Source organism: Nocardioides sp., from assembly GCF_047607365.1.
Lineage (GTDB): Bacteria > Actinomycetota > Actinomycetes > Propionibacteriales > Nocardioidaceae > Nocardioides.
In genome coordinates this window covers 1-19,003 of the sequence record NZ_JASGDD010000154.1, presented here as the reverse complement: position 1 = coordinate 19,003, position 19,003 = coordinate 1, and the positions used below count along the sequence as shown (strand labels likewise).

The following is a 19,003-nucleotide window of genomic DNA, read 5'->3' as shown; positions in this document are numbered from 1 at the left end:
GTCGCGGGCGCGGGCGCGGGCGCGGGCGCGGGCGCGGCGACGTTGTCGCGGAGCGTGCCGCTGAACAACGTGGTTCGGTGCGGCGCGACGGTGACCAGGGAGCGGTACTCGGCCGGGGGCAGCTCCCTCCCGGCGATCCCGTCCAGCCACACCTCGACGCCTCCCGCGGCCGCCGGGTCGAGCAGCGCGTCGGCGATGCGGGCCGCCGTGCGGTCGTCGGCACTGAGTCCCACGAGCTCGCCCGGCCGCAGCCGGAGAGTCGTGGCCGGCTCGGAGTCGTGGGACACGGTCACGTCCAGTGTCGGCAGCGCCGCCACCTCGCGCGGGGTCGCGGCGCCGGCGGTGGGCGTGGAGTCCGCCTGGTCGTGCAGCACGGCCAGCACGCGCGCGGACGAGGCGAGCGCCCCGGCGAGGTTCGGCACGGACAGGCTCGCGATGGCCTCCATCTGCGGCAGCAGCGCCTGGGTGAGGCCGACCGCCGCGATCAGCCCGCCGATGCTCAGCTGACCATCGACGGCGAACCAGCCGGCCAGCCCCATCACGGACGCGACGAAGACACCGCTGACCACACCCGAGCCCACCAGGAACCTGCCCAGCAGTCCCGCGTTGCGGCGTGCGCCGACCAGCGTCTCCCGGCTCGCCCGGCGATACCGCCGGGTCGCCTCGGACTCGGCGCGCACCCCTTTGATCACGCGGTAGCCGGCGACGAGGTCCGTGGCCTGGCCGACCGTCGTGGCGAGCAGCTCCTGGTACGCGCGGGTGTCGTGGGAGAGGCGCTCGCTGAGCACCCCCATCAGCCAGACCGTGACCGGTGCCCCGACCAGGACCGCCAGTCCGAGCAGCCAGTGCGTCGCCAACAGGGAGACCGCGATGAACCCGATGGCCGTGATCCTCCCGACCGGGATGACCATCAGGATCACCGCGTTCGCCAGACGAGAGACGTCGTTGGTCATGAGGGACACGACGCTGCCGTCCGGCGCCCGTGCTGCGCCGCCGACCGGATGGAGCACCCCGGTCGACAGCGTGCTCCGCAAGCGGTGCTGCAGCAGCTGCACGGCGTACGCCGTCAGGCGGTTCGAGAGTCTCGCCGCCACGGTGAGCGCCGCGTAGACGGCCACGAGCACGGCGAGCCAGAGGACGAGCTGCGTGGCGCTTCCGACCGCGAGAGCACGGTCGACCGCGAGCCCCATCACCACGGGGACCGATGCCTCGCCCACCTGCCACACGATCGCCAGCAGCATCGCGGGAACGCTGATCCGGCGCACCGAGAGCATCGCGCGCAGCAGGAAGCGGCCCGGCGTGAAGCCGGTGCCGGCGTCGAGAGCCGGAGCGTCTCGCGGCTCAGCGGGGTCGCTCAGGAGGACGGGCAGCCAGCGGGTCAGCGGCCCGCGTCCGAGGCCCTCCGGATCGGTGCGGAGGGAGTCCGAGAGGAGTGGGCGCATCGCGGTGTCAGCTCGCCTCACGCGGGAAGCACCACTGCAGGGCGTCGGCGAAGAGCCCTCGCCACCAGGCATAGTCGTGTCCGCCCGCGAACTCGCGGTAGTGGGTGTCGTAGCCCTGGGTCGTGAGCACCTGGTCCAGCCAGCGGCTGAGCGTGATCGAGCCCTCCAGCTCGCCGACGTCGTGGAAGATCCGGACCGGGGCCGGTGCCGCGGCCAGGAAGTCGGCCATCAGCGTCGGGACCGGCGTACGCCGCAACAGCTCGGCCGCGCCGGTGCCCCAGGTCAGGTCGGGGTGGTAGCCGCACGACGGCGACTGGAGGATGGCGTTGCCGAAGGCCTCCGGGTGATGCAGCGCCGTCCACCCGGCGCACAGCCCGCCGAAGCTCTCACCGGCCAGCGCGACGTCGGCCGGATCCGTCGAGAGCGGGTGGTCGCGGCGCAGCCACGGCAGCAGCTCCTCGACCAGCATCCGCGAGAACCCGGGATGGCAGAGCAGCTCGGTGTAGCGCTCCTGGCCCAGCTGGTCGACGAGCACCACGGCGCAGGGCCGGATCAGGCCGGCCTCGACCAGGGCATCGCGCACGCTGGGGGCGCTGTGGTCGGGTGTGCCGTCCAACTGGACCACGAAGGGGAGAGGGTCGTCGGCCGCGAGGTCTGCCGGAGGCATCGAGACCCAGATCCGCCGCTCGTTGCCCAGGATCTCGCTCGAGAGCACGGTGGGCTCCGCCGCGGCGGCCGGCCGCGCCTCGGCCTGGTCGAGCCACGGCAGCGGCACCGCGTCAGGAAGCACGGCCACCGACGATCCGGAGAACCTCGCCTCCGGGTAGGTCGAGAACCTCGGCGGCGGGTTGAACGGGTCCGGCACCTGCTGCTCCTCCCCCGCGGGCCCTCGGCGGGTGAAGACATAGCCGAACCGCAGGTCGGAGCGCACCCGCAGCGTGAGGACCCGGAACGGCGTGCCGGCCACCTCCGCGAAGGCGGTCTCGATCGTGGTGCGGCCGATGTGAGGACCGATCACGGGCGAGAGGCGCGTCGTCGTACCGGCCGGGGGCTCGTCGACGAACGTCACCTCCACCTCGGTCGCCGTGACCCGCTCGACGAAGGGAGCGCCCGCCTCCTCGAGATGCCGTCGGAACCGCTCAGGGCTCCACACGCCACTCGAGAGCCTCTCGACCATGCTCGCGCTCATGCCGTCTCGACCTGCCCCCGGGCTCGCTCCCGACCGAGCGGCACGACCTGCGGAGTGCCGACCACGGGATCGGGCACCACGAGGCAGCGCAGGCCGAACACCTCCTCCACCAGCTCGGCCGTGACGACGTCGTGGGGAGCCCCCTCCGCGACGACCTCCCCGTCCTTCATGGCGATCAGATGGGTGCCGTAGCGCGCGGCCTGGTTCAGGTCGTGCAGGACGGCGACCAGGGTGTGGCCGACCTCGTGCAGGTCGGTGAAGAGCTCCATCAGCTCGATCTGGTGGGCGATGTCGAGGAAGGTGGTCGGCTCGTCCAGCAGCACGATGTCGGTGTGCTGGGCGAGCGCCATCGCGACCCACACCCGCTGCCGCTGTCCGCCCGACAGCTGGTCGACCAGACGACCCGACAGCTCGGTGACGGCAGTCTGTCGCATCGCCCGGAGGACAGCCTGCTCGTCGTCCTCGGTCCACTGGCGCACGAAGCCCTGGTGCGGGAACCGGCCGCGGGCGACCAGGTCCGCGACAGTGATCCCGTCGGGCGCGATCGACGTCTGCGGCAGGAGGCCGACCCGACGGGCCACCTCCTTGGTCTTGAGCGAGTGGATGTCGGCGCCGTCGAGCAGAACCCGGCCGGTCGTCGGCTTGAGCAGCCGGGACAGTCCCCGCAGCAGAGTGGACTTGCCGCAGGCGTTCGGGCCGACGATCACCGTGAACGACTCGTCGGGAATCGCCACCGAGAGCCTCTCGGAGATGGTCCGCTTGTCGTAGCCGAGCGTTGCGGCCTCCACGCGCAGGCGCGCACTCATATCCGTCTCCTTGCTTCGGTGAACAGCAGATATCCGAGGTAGCAGCCGCCGATCATTACGGTGACGATGCCCACGGGCAGCGGGGTGGGAGCGACGTGCTGGGCGAGGTAGTCCGCCGTGAGACACAGCAGAGCGCCCACGAAGGCGGCGGGAGCGAGCGTGATCCCCGCGGTGTGCGCGAGACGGCGCCCGATCTGCGGCGCGACCAGCGAGATGAACGCGATCGGCCCGGCCGCCGCGGTGACCGTCGCGGTCAGTCCCACTCCCACGAGGATCAGGCTCAGACGCACGGACGCGACCCGCACTCCCAGCGCCGCGGCCGCGTCGTCGCCGAGCTCCAGGTGCCGCATCGGCCGACTCAGCGCGCCGGCGACCAGCAGGAGCGCCGCGATGCAGACCCCGCCGAACACGACCCGCCCCCAGGAGACGCCGTTGAGCGACCCGGCACCCCACACGGCCGCGGACATCGCGACCTCCAGGTCGGCCTTGAGGATCAGCCAGGTGTTCAGCGAGAAGAGCATGGCCGAGACTCCGATGCCGACCACGATCAGACGGAACCCCTGGACTCCGTTGCGGTAGGCGAGCAGGTAGACCACGAGCGCCGAGCCGATGCCGCCGAGCAGCGCTCCGCCCACCAGCTGCCAGTAGCTCCCGTTGATCACCAGGATCACGATCAGCGCACCCGTGTAGGAGCCCTGGGAGAAGCCGAGGATGCCGGGCTCGGCGAGCGGGTTGCGCAACAGCGACTGGAAGATCGCGCCGCTCGCCCCGAGCGCGGCGCCGAACACCAGCGCCGCGGCGACGCGAGGCAGCCGCCACTCGACGACGATCTCCCGGACGATGCCCGCCTCGCCCCCGGTGAGGGCGGAGATCACTTGGCCAGGGCTCAGCGCGTACGACCCGCTCATCAGCGCGAGCACCGCCACCGCGGCCGCCAGCACCGCGAGCACGGCGCACACCGCGATCGTTCGCAGGTCGATCCGAGCGCCGAGCCACGACCGTCGTACGACGAGCGTGCGCCGCCCGAAGTCCACGGCGCTCACAGCCCGCTCGCCTTCCGCCGGCGGACGAGCGCGATGAGGACCGGAGCTCCGACGAAGGCGGTGACGATGCCGACAGGGACCTCGCCGGGGTGCATGACGATCCGGCCGAGGACGTCGGAGGCGAGCAGCAGAGCCGGGGCCAGCACCAGGCTGTAGCCGAAGATCCAGCGCTGATCGGGCCCCACGATCCACCGGGCGACGTGCGGCACCATCAGGCCGACGAAGCCGATCGGCCCGGCGATGGCGGTGGCGCCGCCGGCGAGCAGGGTGAGCGCGACGATGGCGAGCACGCGCGTCCGTGCCACCCGGACCCCTTGGGCGACTGCCAGGTCATCGCCCAGCGCGAGCGCGTTGAGCGAGCCCGAGACCAGGAAGACCAGCACGAGCGCGACCGCGAAGAACGGCACCACCGGCCACACCAGCTCGAGCGGCCGGCCCACGACCGAGCCGGCGTTCCACGACCGCAGCGCGTCGAAGGCCTCCGGGTCGGTCAGCTGAATCGCCTCGCGGGCGCCGCTGAGCACCGAGCCGACACAGACGCCGGCGAGCACCAGGACCACCGGCGACTGGCCGCGTCGGGTCGATCCCAGCGCGAGCACCAGGATCGTGACGATGAGCGCCCCCGCGAAGGCGAACCACAGGTAGCCCCCGATGTCGCGCACGCCGAGCACGCCGACGGCGAAGGTCACCGCGAAGGAGGCGCCGGCGTGGACGCCGAGGATCCCCGGGTCGGCCAGCGGGTTGCGGGTCAGCGCCTGGATCAACGCACCCGACAGACCCAGGGCGACCCCGACCACCAGCGCGACGACGGTGCGCGGCAGCCGGAAGTCGCGGACCGCGAGCTGGTCGATGCCACCGGAGTAGTGGAAGAGGGCGTTCCACACCGCGGACGGCGCGATCGCGGTCGAGCCGACCATCAGGCTCAGCGCCAGGAGCAGCACCAGCGCCACGAGCGCGGCGATCAGGCCGAGCAGACGACGACGCGGTCCGGGCACCGTGATGGCGCCCGGACCGTCGTGGGGCAGGGCGACCGCCGTCACCCCTGCGCCGGCAGCGTCGCGAGCGCGCTGTCGAGGGACGCGAGGTAGCGGTTGACCTGACCGTACGAGCCGTTGCCGGGACAGAAGAGCCCCACCGCACGCCCGGCCTTCACCGCGGGCAGCGCCTTCCAGGTGTTCGTCTCGAGGACCGGCGCGAACGCCTCCGTCGGCTTGCCGTCCTCGTCGACCGGATAGGTGATCACGTCGTACTTCGAGAGGCTGCTGAGCTGCTCGAACGGGAGGTCGGTGTAGGCCAGCGGGTCCGCACCGGCGGCCGCCTCGGGGAGGTTCAGGCCGACGTCGTCCCGGCCGACCTCGGAGCAGCCGATGTCCGCGATGTAGAACATGCCGGGGTCCTGCCAGGAGCCGACCGAGACGTCGACGAAGGAGTCGTCCTTGATGACGTCGGCGTACTTCGTCTGGATCCCGGTGACGCTGTCCTCGAACTCCTTCTTCTGCTGGTCCAGCTCCGCGGTCACGTCGCCGGCGTCGGCGATGCTGTCGGCCATGGTCTTCCATTCGGTGTCGAGCCCCCAGAACACCGTAGGGGCGATCGCCTCGAGCTGCTTGCCGATCTTGTCGTAGCTGGTGTCGGCATCCTGGAACAGGATGAGGTCGGGCTTCAGGCTGGCGACCTTCTCGATGTCGATCTCGTCACTGCCGATGTCCGTGGCCGCCTCGAACGTCGCCTGCTGGTCCTCGGGCAGCATCTCGGGCTGGTAGTACGGCGTGACGCCGACCGGCTTGCCGCCGAGGTCGATGAACGGCTGGGCGGTGCCACCGATGGTGACCACGCGCTTCGGGTGCACCGGGACCTCGATGGTGCCGTTGTCGGCCGTGACGCTGTGGGTCTCGGCGGCCGCGTCCGAGGCGCCGGCGTCGTCGCCGTCGCTGCCGCAGGCCGTGAGAGCGAGCGAGACGCCCAGGAGGGCGGCGGCTGCGGCCGAGCCGCGGCGCAGGGGGGTCATGGTCATGGAGGTGTCCTTGATCTTCTCGGGTGGGGAATGGCGTCAGAGGGTGTCGGCGGGCACGAGCTCATGGATCGTGGTCCCCCAGCCGACGATGTGCGCGGCGCTCCGGGCGAGCCCTGCATCCGCGATGACGGCGTCGAGCTCGGCGGCGGTGCGCAGGCCCGAGCCGTGCACGGTCAGGGCGAGCAGGTCGGCCTCGCCGTCGTGCTCGTCGAGGTCGTCGGTGTCGAAGGTCTCCTCGATCAGCAGCACACGTCCGCCGGGGAGGAGGCCCTGAGCCACCCGACGCAGCGCGTGCGCGGCATCGGCGTCCGGGAGCGGCTTGAGCACGCGACTCACGAGGACGGCGTCGGCATCGGGCCCCGGCTCGAACACCGACTGCTCGACGATGCCGACCCGTGCCCGTTGCTGCTCCTCGCCGATGCTGTCCGGCAGGTCGCGGCGCAGCCAGTCGGCCTGGGCGGGCAGCGCGCAGATGGTCACCCGCAGGCCCGCATGCGTCGCAACGAACTCGCCGGCCAAGGCGCCCGCGCCGTCCGAATGGATCACGAGGTGTTCGACGCCCTCGAGGAGGTCGGAGGAGGCGATCGGCACGGCCAGCGCCGGCGCGAACTCGGCGATGCGCTCCAGGCAACGGTCCTCGTAGCCCTGCTCGGCCCGCGCGTCGGCGTACGTCTGGCCCGTGACGGAGGCGTACGACGCCCGCCCGGTGCGAACCGACTCGGTGAGTCCGTGGATGCCGAGCATCTCCCGGCCGAGCGCTCCGGAGGGGTGCAGGAGGTCGGCCATGAACTCGACGGTGAGGACCTCTCCCATCGGCGCGAGACCGTAGTGACCCGGTCCGGTCTGGGTCAGGATCTCCAGCGCGTGCAGGTAGCGAAGCAGCTTCCCGACGGCCCGCTCGTCGGCGCCCGCCTTGGCGGCCAGGTCCGCGACGCTGGTCACGCCGCGCGAGATCAGGTCGGGGATGTCCAGCTCGACGGCCGTCCGGATCGCGACCGGCGCGACCAGCTCGGTCAGCTCGTGGAGCCGGTCGAAGGGGGTGACCGACTTCTCCGGGTCGGGCATCGCCCCGTCGGTCTCCAGCGCCACGACCTCGCCGCGGCGCCAGTACCCGGTGAACTCGATGTCGCCCTTCGGCATCCCGCGGTCCTCGACCAGATGCCGGCGCAGGTCCCGGACCGCGGTCCGCTCGCCGGCCACCCACGCGAACGGACGGCCGTCCCACCAGGCCGCGCCGCGGACGGCGTCCACGAGCAGCGTGGTCGTACCCGCCTCGGCGCCGCCGCGCACGAGCCAGGTCACCTCCACGCCGGGCAGGGTCCGCAGCTCCAGCCGGTGAGACTCCTCGGCGACCTCGAGGAACACCTGCGCGCGCGCGTCGTCGGGCAGCTCGTCGAGCAGGCGGGCGATCGCGGGGATCGTCGTGTCGTCGCCGGCAGCGAGCAGCCAGTCCGCCGCGGGAAAGGACTTCGAGCTGCTGGGACCGGTGAAGTGGATCCTGTCACCCGGCTCGGCACGGTGGGCCCAGGTGGTGCCGACGCCGATGCCGTGCTTGACGAAGTCGACGTCCAGCTCGCCGGCCTCGGGCCGCCAACCGCGGACGGTGTACTCCCTCATCAGCGGCCGCGGGTCGCGGGGCGAGTTCACCCCGCTCTCCAGCTGCGCTGGCAGCACCGGGTCGCTCTGACCCGGATACGGGAAGTAGAGCGCGATGTCGTCGTCGAAGCCGGGCGAGTCGAACTCCGGCTGCGGGAAGCCGCCTGCCGAGGTGAAGGCACGGAGTTGCGCCCCGCCGAGCGTGATCCGGCGCATGCCCGGCGTCAGGTCCACGGCTCGGACGACCTCGGCCTCGCGCAGGGACAACGGGTGCACGGTGAGCCGGCGTGAGGTCTTCGGCATGGAGGGACGGCCCTTTCTGGTCGCTCCGAGGAGGAGAAGGCCGCGCGCCACCATCGGCAGGAGGGCCGCTGCTAAGGTTAGGTAATCCTTACTCATTGAAGGGTGCGCAAACTGCCGTATACTTAGGATGTGATCGACCCGCCGCCGATCCCCCGCATGCGTGCGGACGAGTCCGGCCTCCCACGCGGCCCCCTACTCCTGTGGGTCCGGACCGGCACCGCTCACGTCCAGCTGGACGACGCCGCGCCGCATCGGCTCGACCGGGGCCAGGGGATCTGGGTGCCGGCGGACGGCTGGCGCATGCGCGTGATCGCCACCGAGCCCGGGACGGTCGCGTTCCCGCTCTTTCCCCAGGCCACCATCGGGTCCGGAGCGCCGAGCTCCGTCACCAGGTTCGAGGTCCCCGACGGCTGGCAGGACTGGCTGATCCAGCACTTCAACCTCCAAGTCACGCCCTACAGCGCGCACGGCTATCCCCGGGGTGCGATCGCGGACCTGCTGCGGCCCTCACGGAGTCACCGCGGCGTGGTCGAGTCCCAGCCGTCCCTCTCGGCCCCGGCGTTGCCGAAGACGCCCAGCGCCCGGGCTGTCGCCGACGAGCTGCTCCGCGATCCCGCCCTCGACTTCACTGTCGAGCAATGGGCGACCCGAGTGCTGTGCAGTGCCCGCAGCCTGCGGCGGGCCTTCCTCGGCGACACCGGCCTGACCTTCGAGCAGTGGCGGCTCGGCTGCCGGCTCAGCGCCGCGGTCGAGTTGCTGGCGGCCGGGTACGACGTCGAGCAGGTGGCGACACGAGTCGGCTTCGCCGGCCGCAACGGCCTGACCCGCGCGTTCAAGCACCGGTTCGGCCAGACACCACGCGAATTCGGCAGGCAGCTCCAGCGGGTCACCGCGGGCGGTCCGTCGACGCTGGGCGAGCGGGCCACGGCGGCCCGGCAGACCGACGCGATGGTGAGCATGGTGCGACCGGGGGCGGACCGTGCCGCGCCGGAGCTGCTTCCCGCGACCAGCACGCCTCCGCACAGCAACGACTTCCACGTGCTCACCTGGGTGTATCGCGGCAGCGGATACCTCGACATCGGCAGCCGGCGGTACGAGCGGGAGAGAGGTGTCGCGACCTGGATCCCGGCGGGCGCCGACCACGTCACCGCGCTGCGGGAGAACTCCGTCTCGCTACCGCTCGGCGACGCCGGCACCGACGACCTGACCCTGTCCGAGCCGCTGCAGGTGCGGTTCCCGCCGTCGTGGGACGACTATCTGATGTCCTGCTCCATCAGCGCCCGGTCGGCCCTGCGCCCCGCCGGTCACGACCAACGGCACATCCTCAGCCTGTTCGCCGAGCAGGTGGCCGCCCAGCGCGCGCTGTCGGTGCCGATGCCTACCCATCCACACGCGCGCGCCGCCGCCATGGACTACCTCCGCACCGTCGGAACGACCCGTCGATCGTCGGAGCCCGGCCTGCCGCCGGAGGTCCACCGGGCCTTCCGCGACGAGACCGGCATGACGTTCGCCCGCTGGCGCTACGCCGCCCGCATGCGCGTCGCCCGCGACCTGCTGGCCGGCGGAGCCAGGCCCAGCGTCGTCGCCCGCCGTGTCGGCTACGCACACCTGCCGACGTTCAGCACCGCCTTCGCCCGGTTCCACGGAGTCTCGCCACGCGACTACCAGGAGGAGAGGATCGAGACGGCCTGACGACGTCTCACCTCGGGGCGACCACCTCGCCGAGGCGGTCGAGGAAGAAGTCGACGCCCGCCTCGTCGATCACCAGCGGCGGGCGGATCTTGAGGGTGTTGCCGAAGTAGCCGGTCGCGCTGATGAGCACGCCGGCCTCGCGCATCGCGTTGACGACGCGGATCGCCTCCTCCGGGTCGGGCTCGAGACCACCCGGCCGGACGAACTCCGCGCCGGTGAACAGGCCCGCCCCGCGGACGTCGCCGATCGCGCCACCGGAGCGCTCCGCGATGGCGCGGACGCCGGCGCGCATCCGCTCGCCCAGCAGGCGCGCGTTCTCGATCAGGCCGCGCTCGCGGATCTCCGCCAGCACGGCCGAGCCGGCCGCGACCGCGACCTCGCCGCCGCCGAAGGTGTTGAAGTAGCGCACCTCGCGACCGAAGCCGTCGATCACGTCGCGCCGGCCGACGACGCCGCCGATCGGCATGCCGTTGCCCATCGGCTTGCCGAGCGTCACCAGCTCCGGCTCGACCCCGTGGCGCGAGAAGCCCCACATCGACTCCCCCAGCCGGCCGAACCCCGGCTGGACCTCGTCGGCGATGAGGACGCCGCCGAAGGAGCGGACCACCTCGGCCGCCGGCGCGAGGAAGCCGGCCGGGTCGGTGAGGACGCCGTCGGAGGAGAAGGAGGTGTCGACGAGCAGCGCGGCGACGCCGATCCCCTCCGAGGCGAGCGACTCGCAGTGCAGCAGCACCTCGTCGGCCCACCACTCCGCCAGGCTGGCCGGCGCCACGACGCCCAGCTCGAGCGCGAACCGGAACGCGTCGGGCGGCTCGGCCACCCGGATCCAGGGAACGCCGGCGGTCGCGGCCGGGCCCATCGACGGCGAGCAGACGGTCGTGACGGCGGAGTTCCCGTGATACGCGGCGCGGGTGACGATCACGCCCTGGTTGCCGGTGCGGTGGCGCGCGATCCGGATCGCCAGATCGTTGGACTCCGAGCCGGTGCACGTGAGCATGAGGGTGTCGAGCGCGCCGGGGAAGGTGGCGACCAGCTCCTCGGCGTACGCGACGACGGACTCGTGGAGGTAGCGGGTGTGGGAGTTGATCAGCGCGAGCTGCTCGGTGACCGCGGCGGCCACCCGCGGGTTGGCGTGACCGACCGAGGCGACGTTGTTGTAACAGTCGAGGTAGCGCCGGCCGTCGGCGTCCCACAGCCAGACGCCCTCGCCACGGACGAGCTCGACCGGCGAGCGGTACATGAGGTGGTACGCCGGGCCGAGGACCGCCTCGCGCCGGGCGATCAGGGCGGCGGCCCGCGGCGAGAGCGCCCCGGCGCCGTCTGGCGTGAAGGCGTTGACCGCCAGCGCCTCGACCTGGGGAAGGACGGCCATGGGATCAGGATAGGTAGTCGTGGGCCAGGCGGAGGGTGCCCTGCACGAAGGAGACGCCGAGCCGGGCCACCTCCGCGGCGTGGGAGTGGGTGCCCATCCACGCGGTGAGCTGGAGCCGCCGGAGCATCACCATCGTCGGCAGGATCGCCTCGTCCTCGGAGTCGACCGGCCCGACGGTGCTGTAGCCGGTGAGCCAGGCGTCCTGCCACTGCGGCAGTCGCGGGTCGTCCTCGATGAACGAGACGGCCGCTCCCCAGTCGAACATGAACCAGCTGAGGCCGCAGTCGTCGAAGTCGATCACGGTGGTCTCCCCCAGGCCCTGCTCGGAGGTCGGCGAGACGAGCAGGTTGGCGAGCCGGAGGTCGGCGTGCACGAGACCGAAGCGGTCCTGGCCGCGGCCGTAGGCGGCCAGCCGCTCGCGGATCCGCGCGACGGCCGGCGCGAGCACGGCCTGCTCGGCGGGGCCGATGCCGATCCCGCGCTGCCAGTGGCCCCAGCGCGGATCGTGGCCGGGGCGCCCACCCAGGATGCTGTCCTCGTCCCAGCTGAAGCGGGTGAAGGCGTCCGGCCGACGCCACCCGCGGGACTGCTCGTGCAGCCGCGCGGTCATCGCGCCGAGCCGCTCGAAGCTGGCCGGGTCGGTCGGGTCCGGCTCGCCGCCCGGGACCCAGGCGAACATGACGGCGTGCCGGTCGGGGCCGCCGGTGCCGGGAGCCTGGAGCGTCAGGACGCGCTCGCCCGTCACGGTCGGGATCACCGCGGGCGTCGCGATCGTGCCCGCCGCGCGCAACGCGCCGGTCCAGGCCAGCTCCGACTCGATCGCCGCCCTGGAGTGGTAGCCGAGACGGTGCACGCGCAGCACCGATCTCCCCCGGATCGGGTCGGTGACGAGGAAGGTCGCGTTCTCCGAGAGGTTGATCAGTCGCAGCCGTGTGCCCGGCGAGACGCCGTACGCCGGAAGCGCGGCCCGGGCGATGAGGTCGGTGCCTTCCAGCGACAGCTCTGTCATGCCCACCATCGTGGCGTGGTAAGGGACACCTTAGTGACCATCCCCGGTCAACAGCGAGTAACGTGCGTCGGCGTGGCAACCACCGAACTCGTCAAGGGAGTGCGCGCGACGCGCTCGACGATCGCGCTGAAGTTGGCCATGGCCATCAGCGGCGTCCTCTTCATCCTGTTCGTCCTGGCTCATATGTACGGCAACCTGAAGGCCTTCAGCGGCCACGACGCCTACAACGAGTATGCCGAGCACCTGCGGACCCTCGGCACCCCGATGCTCCCGTACGCCGGCGCCCTCTGGATCCTCCGCGTCGGCTTGATCGTCGCGCTCGTCGTCCACGTCACGAGCGCGGTCCTGCTCTGGCGTCGCGCCGCCGCCGCGCGCCCGGTGAAGTACGCCGTCAAGAAGAACGTCGCCTCCTCGCTCTCCTCCCGCACGATGCGCTGGGGTGGCCTCACGCTGCTGCTCTTCATCGTGTGGCACCTGCTGCAGTTCACCATCCTCAAGATCGACATTACGAACGGCTCGACCGGCAACGAGGACCCCTACAACCTGCTCGTCGGCGCGTTCGCCGACCAGAGCTGGTGGATGACGGTGATCTACCTGCTGGCGATGCTCGCACTCGGGTTCCACCTGCACCACGGCACCTTCAGCTCCCTCCAGACCCTCGGCTACACCAACACCGCGTCCTCGCGTGCCCGGGCGCGGACGTTCGGCTGGGTCGTCGCCATCGTCATCGCGGGCGGCTTCTCCCTGGTGCCCCTCTTCACGCTCTTCGGCGTGATCAGCAAGTAAGGACCTGATTCGTGGCTTCTCTCGACCTGCTCAACCCGCAGCCCACCAACGAGGCTCCGGACCAGAAGTCCGACGACGCCGAGGGGTTCTACGTCCTCGGCGACAAGCTCGTCGACGCCAAGGCGCCGGCCGGCCCGATCGCGACCCGCTGGACGAACCGCAAGTTCGACAACCGCCTGGTCAACCCGGCCAACCGTCGCAAGCTCTCGATCATCATCGTGGGCACCGGCCTGGCCGGCGGCGCGGCGGCGGCCACGCTCGGCGAGGCCGGCTACCACGTGAAGTCCTTCTTCTACCAGGACTCCCCGCGGCGGGCGCACTCGATCGCGGCCCAGGGCGGCATCAACGCCGCGAAGAACTACAAGGAGGACGGCGACTCCACCTACCGCCTCTTCTACGACACGGTGAAGGGCGGCGACTACCGCGCCCGCGAGTCGAACGTCTACCGCCTGGCCGAGGTCAGCGCGAACATCATCGACCAGTGCGTCGCCCAGGGCGTTCCCTTCGCCCGCGAGTACGGCGGCCTGCTGGACAACCGCTCCTTCGGTGGCGTGCAGGTCTCCCGCACCTTCTATGCGCGCGGCCAGACCGGCCAGCAGCTGCTCCTGGGCGCCTACCAGGCGCTCGAGCGGCAGGTCGCGGCCGGGACGGTGACGCCGTACAACCGTCACGAGATGCTCGACGTGATCGTGGTCAAGGGAGCCGACGGCGTCGATCGAGCCAGGGGCATCGTCGCCCGCGACATGGTCACCGGCGCGATCGAGACCCACCTGGCCGACGTCGTCGTGCTCGCCTCCGGCGGCTACGGCAACGTCTACTACCTCTCGACCAACGCGATGGGCTCCAACGTCACCGCCGCGTGGCGTGCGCACCGCAAGGGCGCCTACATGGCCAACCCCTGCTACACGCAGATCCACCCGACCTGCATCCCCGTGACCGGCGCGCACCAGTCGAAGCTCACCCTGATGAGCGAGTCGCTGCGCAACGACGGCCGGATGTGGGTGCCGAAGGACGCCGCCGACGCCGCCAAGGACCCGCGCGAGATCCCCGAGGAGGCCCGCGACTACTTCCTCGAGCGGATCTACCCCTCCTTCGGCAACCTGGTCCCCCGCGACATCGCCTCGCGCGCCGCGAAGTACATGTGCGACGAGGGCCGTGGCGTCGGCCCCGAGGTCGACGAGCTCGACGCGGACGGCAAGGCAGTGAAGCGGCGACGAGGTGTGTATCTCGACCTCACCGCCGCGATCGCCCGGCTGGGCAAGCACGCGATCGAGGAGAAGTACGACAACCTCCTCGACATGTACGAGCGGATCACCGGCGAGGACCCCTACCAGCTGCCGATGCGGATCTACCCCGCCGTGCACTACGTCATGGGCGGGCTGTGGGTCGACTACGAGCTGTCGACCAACATCCCCGGCCTCTACTGCGCCGGCGAGGCCAACTTCTCCGACCACGGCGCCAACCGCCTCGGCGCCTCCGCGCTGATGCAGGGCCTCTCCGACGGCTACTTCGTGCTGCCGAACACGCTGCGCGACTACCTCGCCGACGGGCCGTTCGAGCCGATCGCGGAGGACCACCCCGCCGTGCAGGAGGCGCTGGCCGGCGTACGCGCCCAGGTCGAGAAGTTCATGTCGATCAACGGCGAGCGCTCGGTCGAGAGCTTCCACAAGGAGCTCGGCACCATCATGTGGGAGTACTGCGGGATGGAGCGGACCAAGGAGGGCCTGATCGAGGCCATCGGCAAGATCCGCGCCCTCAAGCAGGAGTTCTGGACCAACCTCAAGGTGCTCGGCTCCCCCGACACGCTCAACCAGGACCTCGAGAAGGCCGGCCGCGTCGCCGACTTCATCGAGCTCGGCGAGCTGATGTGCATCGACGCGCTCAACCGCCGCGAGTCCTGCGGCGGCCACTTCCGCGCGGAGTCCCAGACCGAGGACGGCGAGGCGATGCGCCACGACGACGAGTTCGCCTACGTCGCGGCCTGGGAGTGGGGCGGCGACTCGCTCCAGGGCGGCAAGCCGATCCTGCACAAGGAAGACCTGATCTACACCGCCATCGAGATGAAGCAGAGGTCGTACAAGTAATGAGCGAGCTCCGCGAGCGAATCAACAAGCACAGCTGCGCCATGACTTCATCGGCGCCCGCAGCGAAGCGAGGACGTCGATGAAACTGACTCTCAAGGTCTGGCGTCAGGCCGGCCCCGACGACACCGGCGCTCTGCACACCTACGCCCTCGACGGCGTCTCCTCGGACATGTCGTTCCTCGAGATGCTCGACCTGCTCAACGAGCAGCTCCTGCACTCCGGAGAGGAGCCGGTGGCCTTCGACAGCGACTGCCGCGAGGGCATCTGCGGCATGTGCTCGCTGATGATCAACGGCCAGGCGCACGGCCCCGAGGTGACCACCACCTGCCAGCTGCACATGCGCTCCTTCTCCGACGGCGACACGATCACGATCGAGCCGTGGCGCTCGGGCTCCTTCCCGATCATCAAGGACCTCATCGTCGACCGCGCCGCCTTCGACCGGATCATCGCCAACGGCGGCTTTATCTCGGTCAACACCGGCTCGGCACCCGAGGCCAACGCCGCGCCCGTCCCGCGCGACAAGGCGCTCCGCGCGTTCAACGTGGCCACCTGCATCGGCTGCGGCGCCTGCGTCGCCGCCTGCCCCAACGGCTCGGCCTCGCTCTTCCTCGGCGCCAAGATCACCCACCTGGGCGAGCTGCCGCAGGGCCAGCCGGAGCGCTACTCGCGCGTCGCGACGATGGTCTCGCAGCACGACGCCGAGGGCTTCGGGGGCTGCACCAACATCGGCGAGTGCGCCGCCGCGTGCCCCAAGGAGATCCCCCTCGACGTGATCTCCCAGCTCAACAAGGATCTTCGCGACGCCATCAAGCACGGCTACTGAGCCGGCGCCCACCGTCACCGTGACGGTCTCAGGCCCCGCGCCGCTGCCACTCGGCGGCGATCAGCTCGTGGGAGCGGACGCGGTCGGCGTGGTCGTGGGTGATCGTGGTGAGCGCCAGCTCGTCGGCGGCGGTCGCGTCGCGGAGCTGCTCCAGGCGGTCGGCGACCTGCGCGGGCGTCCCGACGAGCTGGGTGTCGACGCGGTCCTGGACGAGCGCGCGGTCCTCGTCGGTCCAGGGGTGGCGACGCGCCTCGTCGGGCGTGGGGAACACGATGGCGCCCCGAGCGGTGCGGATGCTGCGCACCCACAGCGCATAGCCCGTCGCGAGCTCGCGAGCCTCCTCCTCCGTCGGCGCGACGACGACGTCCACGCTGACGGCGACGTACGGCGCGCGCAGCTCGGACGAGGGCCGGAACGCCTCGCGGTAGGCGTCGACGGCGTCGATCACGCCCGCCGGCGCGACGTGGTAGTTGGCGCCGAAGCGCAACCCGCGGGCACCTGCCACGAGCGCCGACTCACCGCCGCTGCTGCCGAAGACCCACGGCTGCACGGCTGCCCCCTCCCCCGGCACCACATCGGCCCGCACTCCCTCGGCCGAGGCGTAGCTGCCCGCGAGCAGCGCGAGCACGTCGTCGACCTGCTCGGCGTAGGGCTGTGCCTCGGCGTGGGGAAGGCTCAGCAGACGGCGCTGGAGCGCGACGCGCGGTGACTCCAGGAGCCCTGCGGCCGAGAACGGCGGCGGCACGAGGAGGCCGTTCTCGGTGCGGCCGTCGACGACGCGCGCCGATCCGTGCGCACCGACACCCTCGCCGGCGCCTCGCGGCCTGCCCGCGGAGCGGCCCAGGCCGAGATCGAAGCGGCCGGGATGGAGCGCGTCGAGCAGCCCGAACTCCTCGACCGCGGCCAGCGCGGTGCGGTGCCCCATCTGGAGGGCCGCCGAGCCGAGCCGGATCCGGGAGGTGGCGGCGGCCGCGGCGCCGAGGAGCACGACCGGCGACGTGCCGGCGACGCCGGGGTTGAGGTGGTGCTCGGCGAACCAGTGGCGCGCGTAGCCGGCCGCCTCGGCCCGCCGGGCGAGGTCGACGGAGTTGCGCACGGCGCGGGCCGCGGTCGACCCCGAGGAGATCGGCACCAGGTCGAGCACCGCCAGCGGCGTGGGCATCAGGCGGTCGCCCCCGTGGCCGCCCCCGTGGCCGCCACCGTCGGCGACGCCCCGTCGGGGTGCGCGAGACCGAGGTGGTCGCGCAGCGTGCTGCCGTCGTACTCGGTGCGATGCACGCCGAGCTCCTGGAGGATCGGCACCACCCGGTCCACGAACGAGTCGAGGCCGCCCGGGGTCACGTGCGGGACGAGGATGAAGCCGTCGGCGACGTCGTCCTGCACGAACCGGTTGATCCGATCGGCGACGGTCCGCGGCGACCCGACGAACGCCTGCCGGCCGGTCACCTCGACGACGAGCTCGCGGGTGGTCAGCCCGCCGGCCTCGGCACGGGCGCGCCACTCGCGCGCGGTGTCGACCCGCCGGTCGTGGCGTCGCACGCTCGCCCGGCCCTTGCTGTGCAGGCCGTCGACGTCGCTCTCGACGGGATCGAAGGCGGGCAGCGGCCCGTCCGGGTCGTGGCCGGAGAGGTCGGTGTTCCACAGCTGCTCCAGGAACGCGATGGCGGTGGCCGGCGAGACCTGGGCGAGCCGCACCTCGTGCGCGAGGTCGGCGGCCTCGGCGTCGGTGTCGCCGAGGACGAAGGTCGCGGCGGGCAGGATGAGCAGCTCGTCGCGACGGCGCCCGAAGCGGGCCAGGCGGCCCTTCACGTCCTCGTAGAAGGCCCTGCCCTCGTCGTACGTCGCATAGCGACTGAAGATCGCGTCCGCCTCGGCGGCGGCGAAGTCACGGCCCTCGTCGGAGTCGCCGGCCTGGAAGATCACCGGCCGGCCCTGCGACGGCCGGGGCACGTTGAACCGGCCGCCGATGTCGAACTGGCGGTCGTGGATCTCGAACGCCCCGGCGTCGGGCCGCGCGAGGAAGCGACCGCTCTCGGCGTCGGCGACGACATCGTCGGCGCGCCAGGAGTCCCACAGCACCTTGGCGGCGGCGAGGAACGTCTCGGCCCTCTCGTAGCGCTGGTCCTGCGGCAGATAGCCACCCCGCCGGAAGTTCTCGCCGGTGAAGGCGTCCCAGCTGGTGACGACGTTCCATGCGGCCCGGCCGCCGGAGAGGTGGTCGAGGCTCGCGAACTGGCGCGCGACCTCGTAGGGCTCGTTGAAGGTCGAGTTGATCGTGCCGGTGAGGCCGAGGTGCTCGGTGACCGCCGCCAGCGCGGCGAGCACGGTGAAGGTGTCGGGCCGGCCGACCACGTCGAGGTCGTAGATCCGGCCGCCCTGCTCGCGCAGCCGGAGCCCCTCGGCGAGGAAGAGGAAGTCGAACCGGCCGCGCTCCGCGGTCTGGGCGAGGTGCCTGAACGAGGCGAAGTCGATGTGGCTGCCGGCCGCGGGATCGCTCCAGACGGTCGTGTTGTTGACCCCCGGGAAGTGGGCGGCGAGATGGACCTGCTTGAGCGGCACGGGGACTCCTCAGGCTCGCGCGTAGCGGTTGGCGGGGCGCTCGAGGCCGAGCAGGCCGCGCAGGGTGGCGGGGGTCGTGGCGTCGTACGCCGTGCGGAAGGCGCCCCGCCGTTGCAGCTCGGGCACGAGGCGGTCGACGATCTGGTCGAGGTCGTGCGGGAGCACGGCGGGGCGGAGGCGGAAGCCGCTCAGCCCGGCCGCGTGCCACGCCAGCAGCAGGTCGGCGAGGTCGGCGGCCGTCCCGGCGACGACGCGGGCGTCGGAGGCGTGGCTCGTGCCCGCGGC

At 71.9% G+C, this 19,003-nt stretch carries 15 protein-coding genes and 1 pseudogene; 4 read left to right on the top strand and 12 right to left on the bottom strand.

The features are described from left to right. From QM572_RS12335 to QM572_RS12305, 7 genes are all read right to left on the bottom strand, one after another. Positions 1-1,463 (bottom strand): ABC transporter transmembrane domain-containing protein (locus tag QM572_RS12335; RefSeq protein WP_415093504.1); only part of this gene is annotated, 1,463 nt, incomplete at its 3' end. Then, positions 1,450-2,631, bottom strand: coding sequence for an alpha/beta hydrolase (locus tag QM572_RS12330; RefSeq protein WP_415093502.1), 1,182 nt, complete (start codon positions 2,629-2,631; stop codon positions 1,450-1,452). The genes QM572_RS12330 and QM572_RS12335, both read right to left, overlap by 14 nt. After that, positions 2,628-3,437, bottom strand: a complete 810-nt coding sequence (locus QM572_RS12325; protein WP_415093500.1) for an ABC transporter ATP-binding protein — start codon at positions 3,435-3,437, stop codon at positions 2,628-2,630. The genes QM572_RS12330 and QM572_RS12325 overlap by 4 nt, the downstream gene beginning before the upstream one ends. Continuing rightward, complete coding sequence (locus tag QM572_RS12320; RefSeq protein ID WP_415093498.1) at positions 3,434-4,480, bottom strand: FecCD family ABC transporter permease; 1,047 nt, start codon at positions 4,478-4,480, stop codon at positions 3,434-3,436. The genes QM572_RS12325 and QM572_RS12320 overlap by 4 nt, the downstream gene beginning before the upstream one ends. Continuing rightward, positions 4,477-5,520 (bottom strand): FecCD family ABC transporter permease, encoded by a 1,044-nt coding sequence (locus tag QM572_RS12315; RefSeq protein ID WP_415093496.1) that lies wholly within the window; start codon positions 5,518-5,520, stop codon positions 4,477-4,479. Before QM572_RS12315 ends, QM572_RS12320 begins: the two co-directional genes overlap by 4 nt. After that, a complete protein-coding gene (locus tag QM572_RS12310; protein ID WP_415093494.1) occupies positions 5,517-6,494 on the bottom strand; it encodes an ABC transporter substrate-binding protein in 978 nt (325 codons plus the stop codon). Before QM572_RS12310 ends, QM572_RS12315 begins: the two co-directional genes overlap by 4 nt. 36 nt (positions 6,495-6,530) lie before the next feature. Continuing rightward, on the bottom strand, positions 6,531-8,393 hold the full coding sequence (locus QM572_RS12305; RefSeq protein ID WP_415093492.1) for an SIP domain-containing protein: 1,863 nt from the start codon (positions 8,391-8,393) through the stop codon (positions 6,531-6,533). Positions 8,394-8,522: 129 nt separating this feature from the next. Between QM572_RS12305 and QM572_RS12300 the strand changes: the two genes are divergently transcribed. Then, positions 8,523-10,085, top strand: coding sequence for a helix-turn-helix domain-containing protein (locus QM572_RS12300; protein ID WP_415093490.1), 1,563 nt, complete (start codon positions 8,523-8,525; stop codon positions 10,083-10,085). Between the two features lie 7 nt (positions 10,086-10,092). On the opposite strand, the gene QM572_RS12295 is transcribed toward QM572_RS12300, so the two are convergent. Both QM572_RS12295 and QM572_RS12290 read right to left on the bottom strand, forming a co-directional pair. Then, on the bottom strand, positions 10,093-11,457 hold the full coding sequence (locus tag QM572_RS12295) for an aspartate aminotransferase family protein (protein WP_415093488.1): 1,365 nt from the start codon (positions 11,455-11,457) through the stop codon (positions 10,093-10,095). Positions 11,458-11,461: 4 nt separating this feature from the next. Beyond that, positions 11,462-12,466, bottom strand: coding sequence for a phosphotransferase enzyme family protein (locus QM572_RS12290; RefSeq protein ID WP_415093486.1), 1,005 nt, complete (start codon positions 12,464-12,466; stop codon positions 11,462-11,464). A gap of 72 nt (positions 12,467-12,538) precedes the next feature. Between QM572_RS12290 and QM572_RS12285 the strand changes: the two genes are divergently transcribed. From QM572_RS12285 to QM572_RS12275, 3 genes are all read left to right on the top strand, one after another. Continuing rightward, on the top strand, positions 12,539-13,252 hold the full coding sequence (locus QM572_RS12285) for a succinate dehydrogenase cytochrome b subunit (RefSeq protein ID WP_415093484.1): 714 nt from the start codon (positions 12,539-12,541) through the stop codon (positions 13,250-13,252). 11 nt (positions 13,253-13,263) lie between these two features. Next, positions 13,264-15,336: a fumarate reductase/succinate dehydrogenase flavoprotein subunit gene (locus tag QM572_RS12280; protein WP_415093482.1), complete on the top strand. Its 2,073-nt coding sequence runs from the start codon at positions 13,264-13,266 to the stop codon at positions 15,334-15,336. Positions 15,337-15,415: 79 nt separating this feature from the next. After that, positions 15,416-16,159 (top strand): succinate dehydrogenase/fumarate reductase iron-sulfur subunit, encoded by a 744-nt coding sequence (locus QM572_RS12275; RefSeq protein ID WP_415093480.1) that lies wholly within the window; start codon positions 15,416-15,418, stop codon positions 16,157-16,159. A gap of 28 nt (positions 16,160-16,187) precedes the next feature. Here the strand turns inward: QM572_RS12275 and QM572_RS12270 are convergent, their stop codons facing one another. From QM572_RS12270 to QM572_RS12260, 3 genes and pseudogenes are all read right to left on the bottom strand, one after another. After that, the gene (locus tag QM572_RS12270) at positions 16,188-17,321 is read right to left on the bottom strand and encodes an LLM class flavin-dependent oxidoreductase (protein WP_415093478.1); all 1,134 of its coding nucleotides are present in this window, start codon (positions 17,319-17,321) and stop codon (positions 16,188-16,190) included. After that, on the bottom strand, positions 17,321-18,718 hold the full coding sequence (locus tag QM572_RS12265) for an NtaA/DmoA family FMN-dependent monooxygenase (RefSeq protein ID WP_415093476.1): 1,398 nt from the start codon (positions 18,716-18,718) through the stop codon (positions 17,321-17,323). Before QM572_RS12265 ends, QM572_RS12270 begins: the two co-directional genes overlap by 1 nt. Positions 18,719-18,727: 9 nt before the next feature. Beyond that, positions 18,728-19,003: pseudogene (locus QM572_RS12260) on the bottom strand (FMNH2-dependent monooxygenase); the annotation flags it as partial.

Excerpts from the sequence above, each read along its gene's own strand:
- QM572_RS12325 (WP_415093500.1), bottom strand. The coding sequence starts at position 3,437 with ATGAGTGCGCGCCTGCGCGTGGAGGCCGCAACGCTCGGCTACGACAAG.
- QM572_RS12305 (WP_415093492.1), bottom strand. The coding sequence starts at position 8,393 with ATGCCGAAGACCTCACGCCGGCTCACCGTGCACCCGTTGTCCCTGCGC.
- QM572_RS12290 (WP_415093486.1), bottom strand. The coding sequence starts at position 12,466 with ATGACAGAGCTGTCGCTGGAAGGCACCGACCTCATCGCCCGGGCCGCG.
- QM572_RS12270 (WP_415093478.1), bottom strand. The coding sequence starts at position 17,321 with ATGCCCACGCCGCTGGCGGTGCTCGACCTGGTGCCGATCTCCTCGGGG.
- QM572_RS12275 (WP_415093480.1), top strand. The coding sequence starts at position 15,416 with ATGAAACTGACTCTCAAGGTCTGGCGTCAGGCCGGCCCCGACGACACC.
- QM572_RS12310 (WP_415093494.1), bottom strand. The coding sequence starts at position 6,494 with ATGACCATGACCCCCCTGCGCCGCGGCTCGGCCGCAGCCGCCGCCCTC.
- QM572_RS12330 (WP_415093502.1), bottom strand. The coding sequence starts at position 2,631 with ATGAGCGCGAGCATGGTCGAGAGGCTCTCGAGTGGCGTGTGGAGCCCT.
- QM572_RS12295 (WP_415093488.1), bottom strand. The coding sequence starts at position 11,457 with ATGGCCGTCCTTCCCCAGGTCGAGGCGCTGGCGGTCAACGCCTTCACG.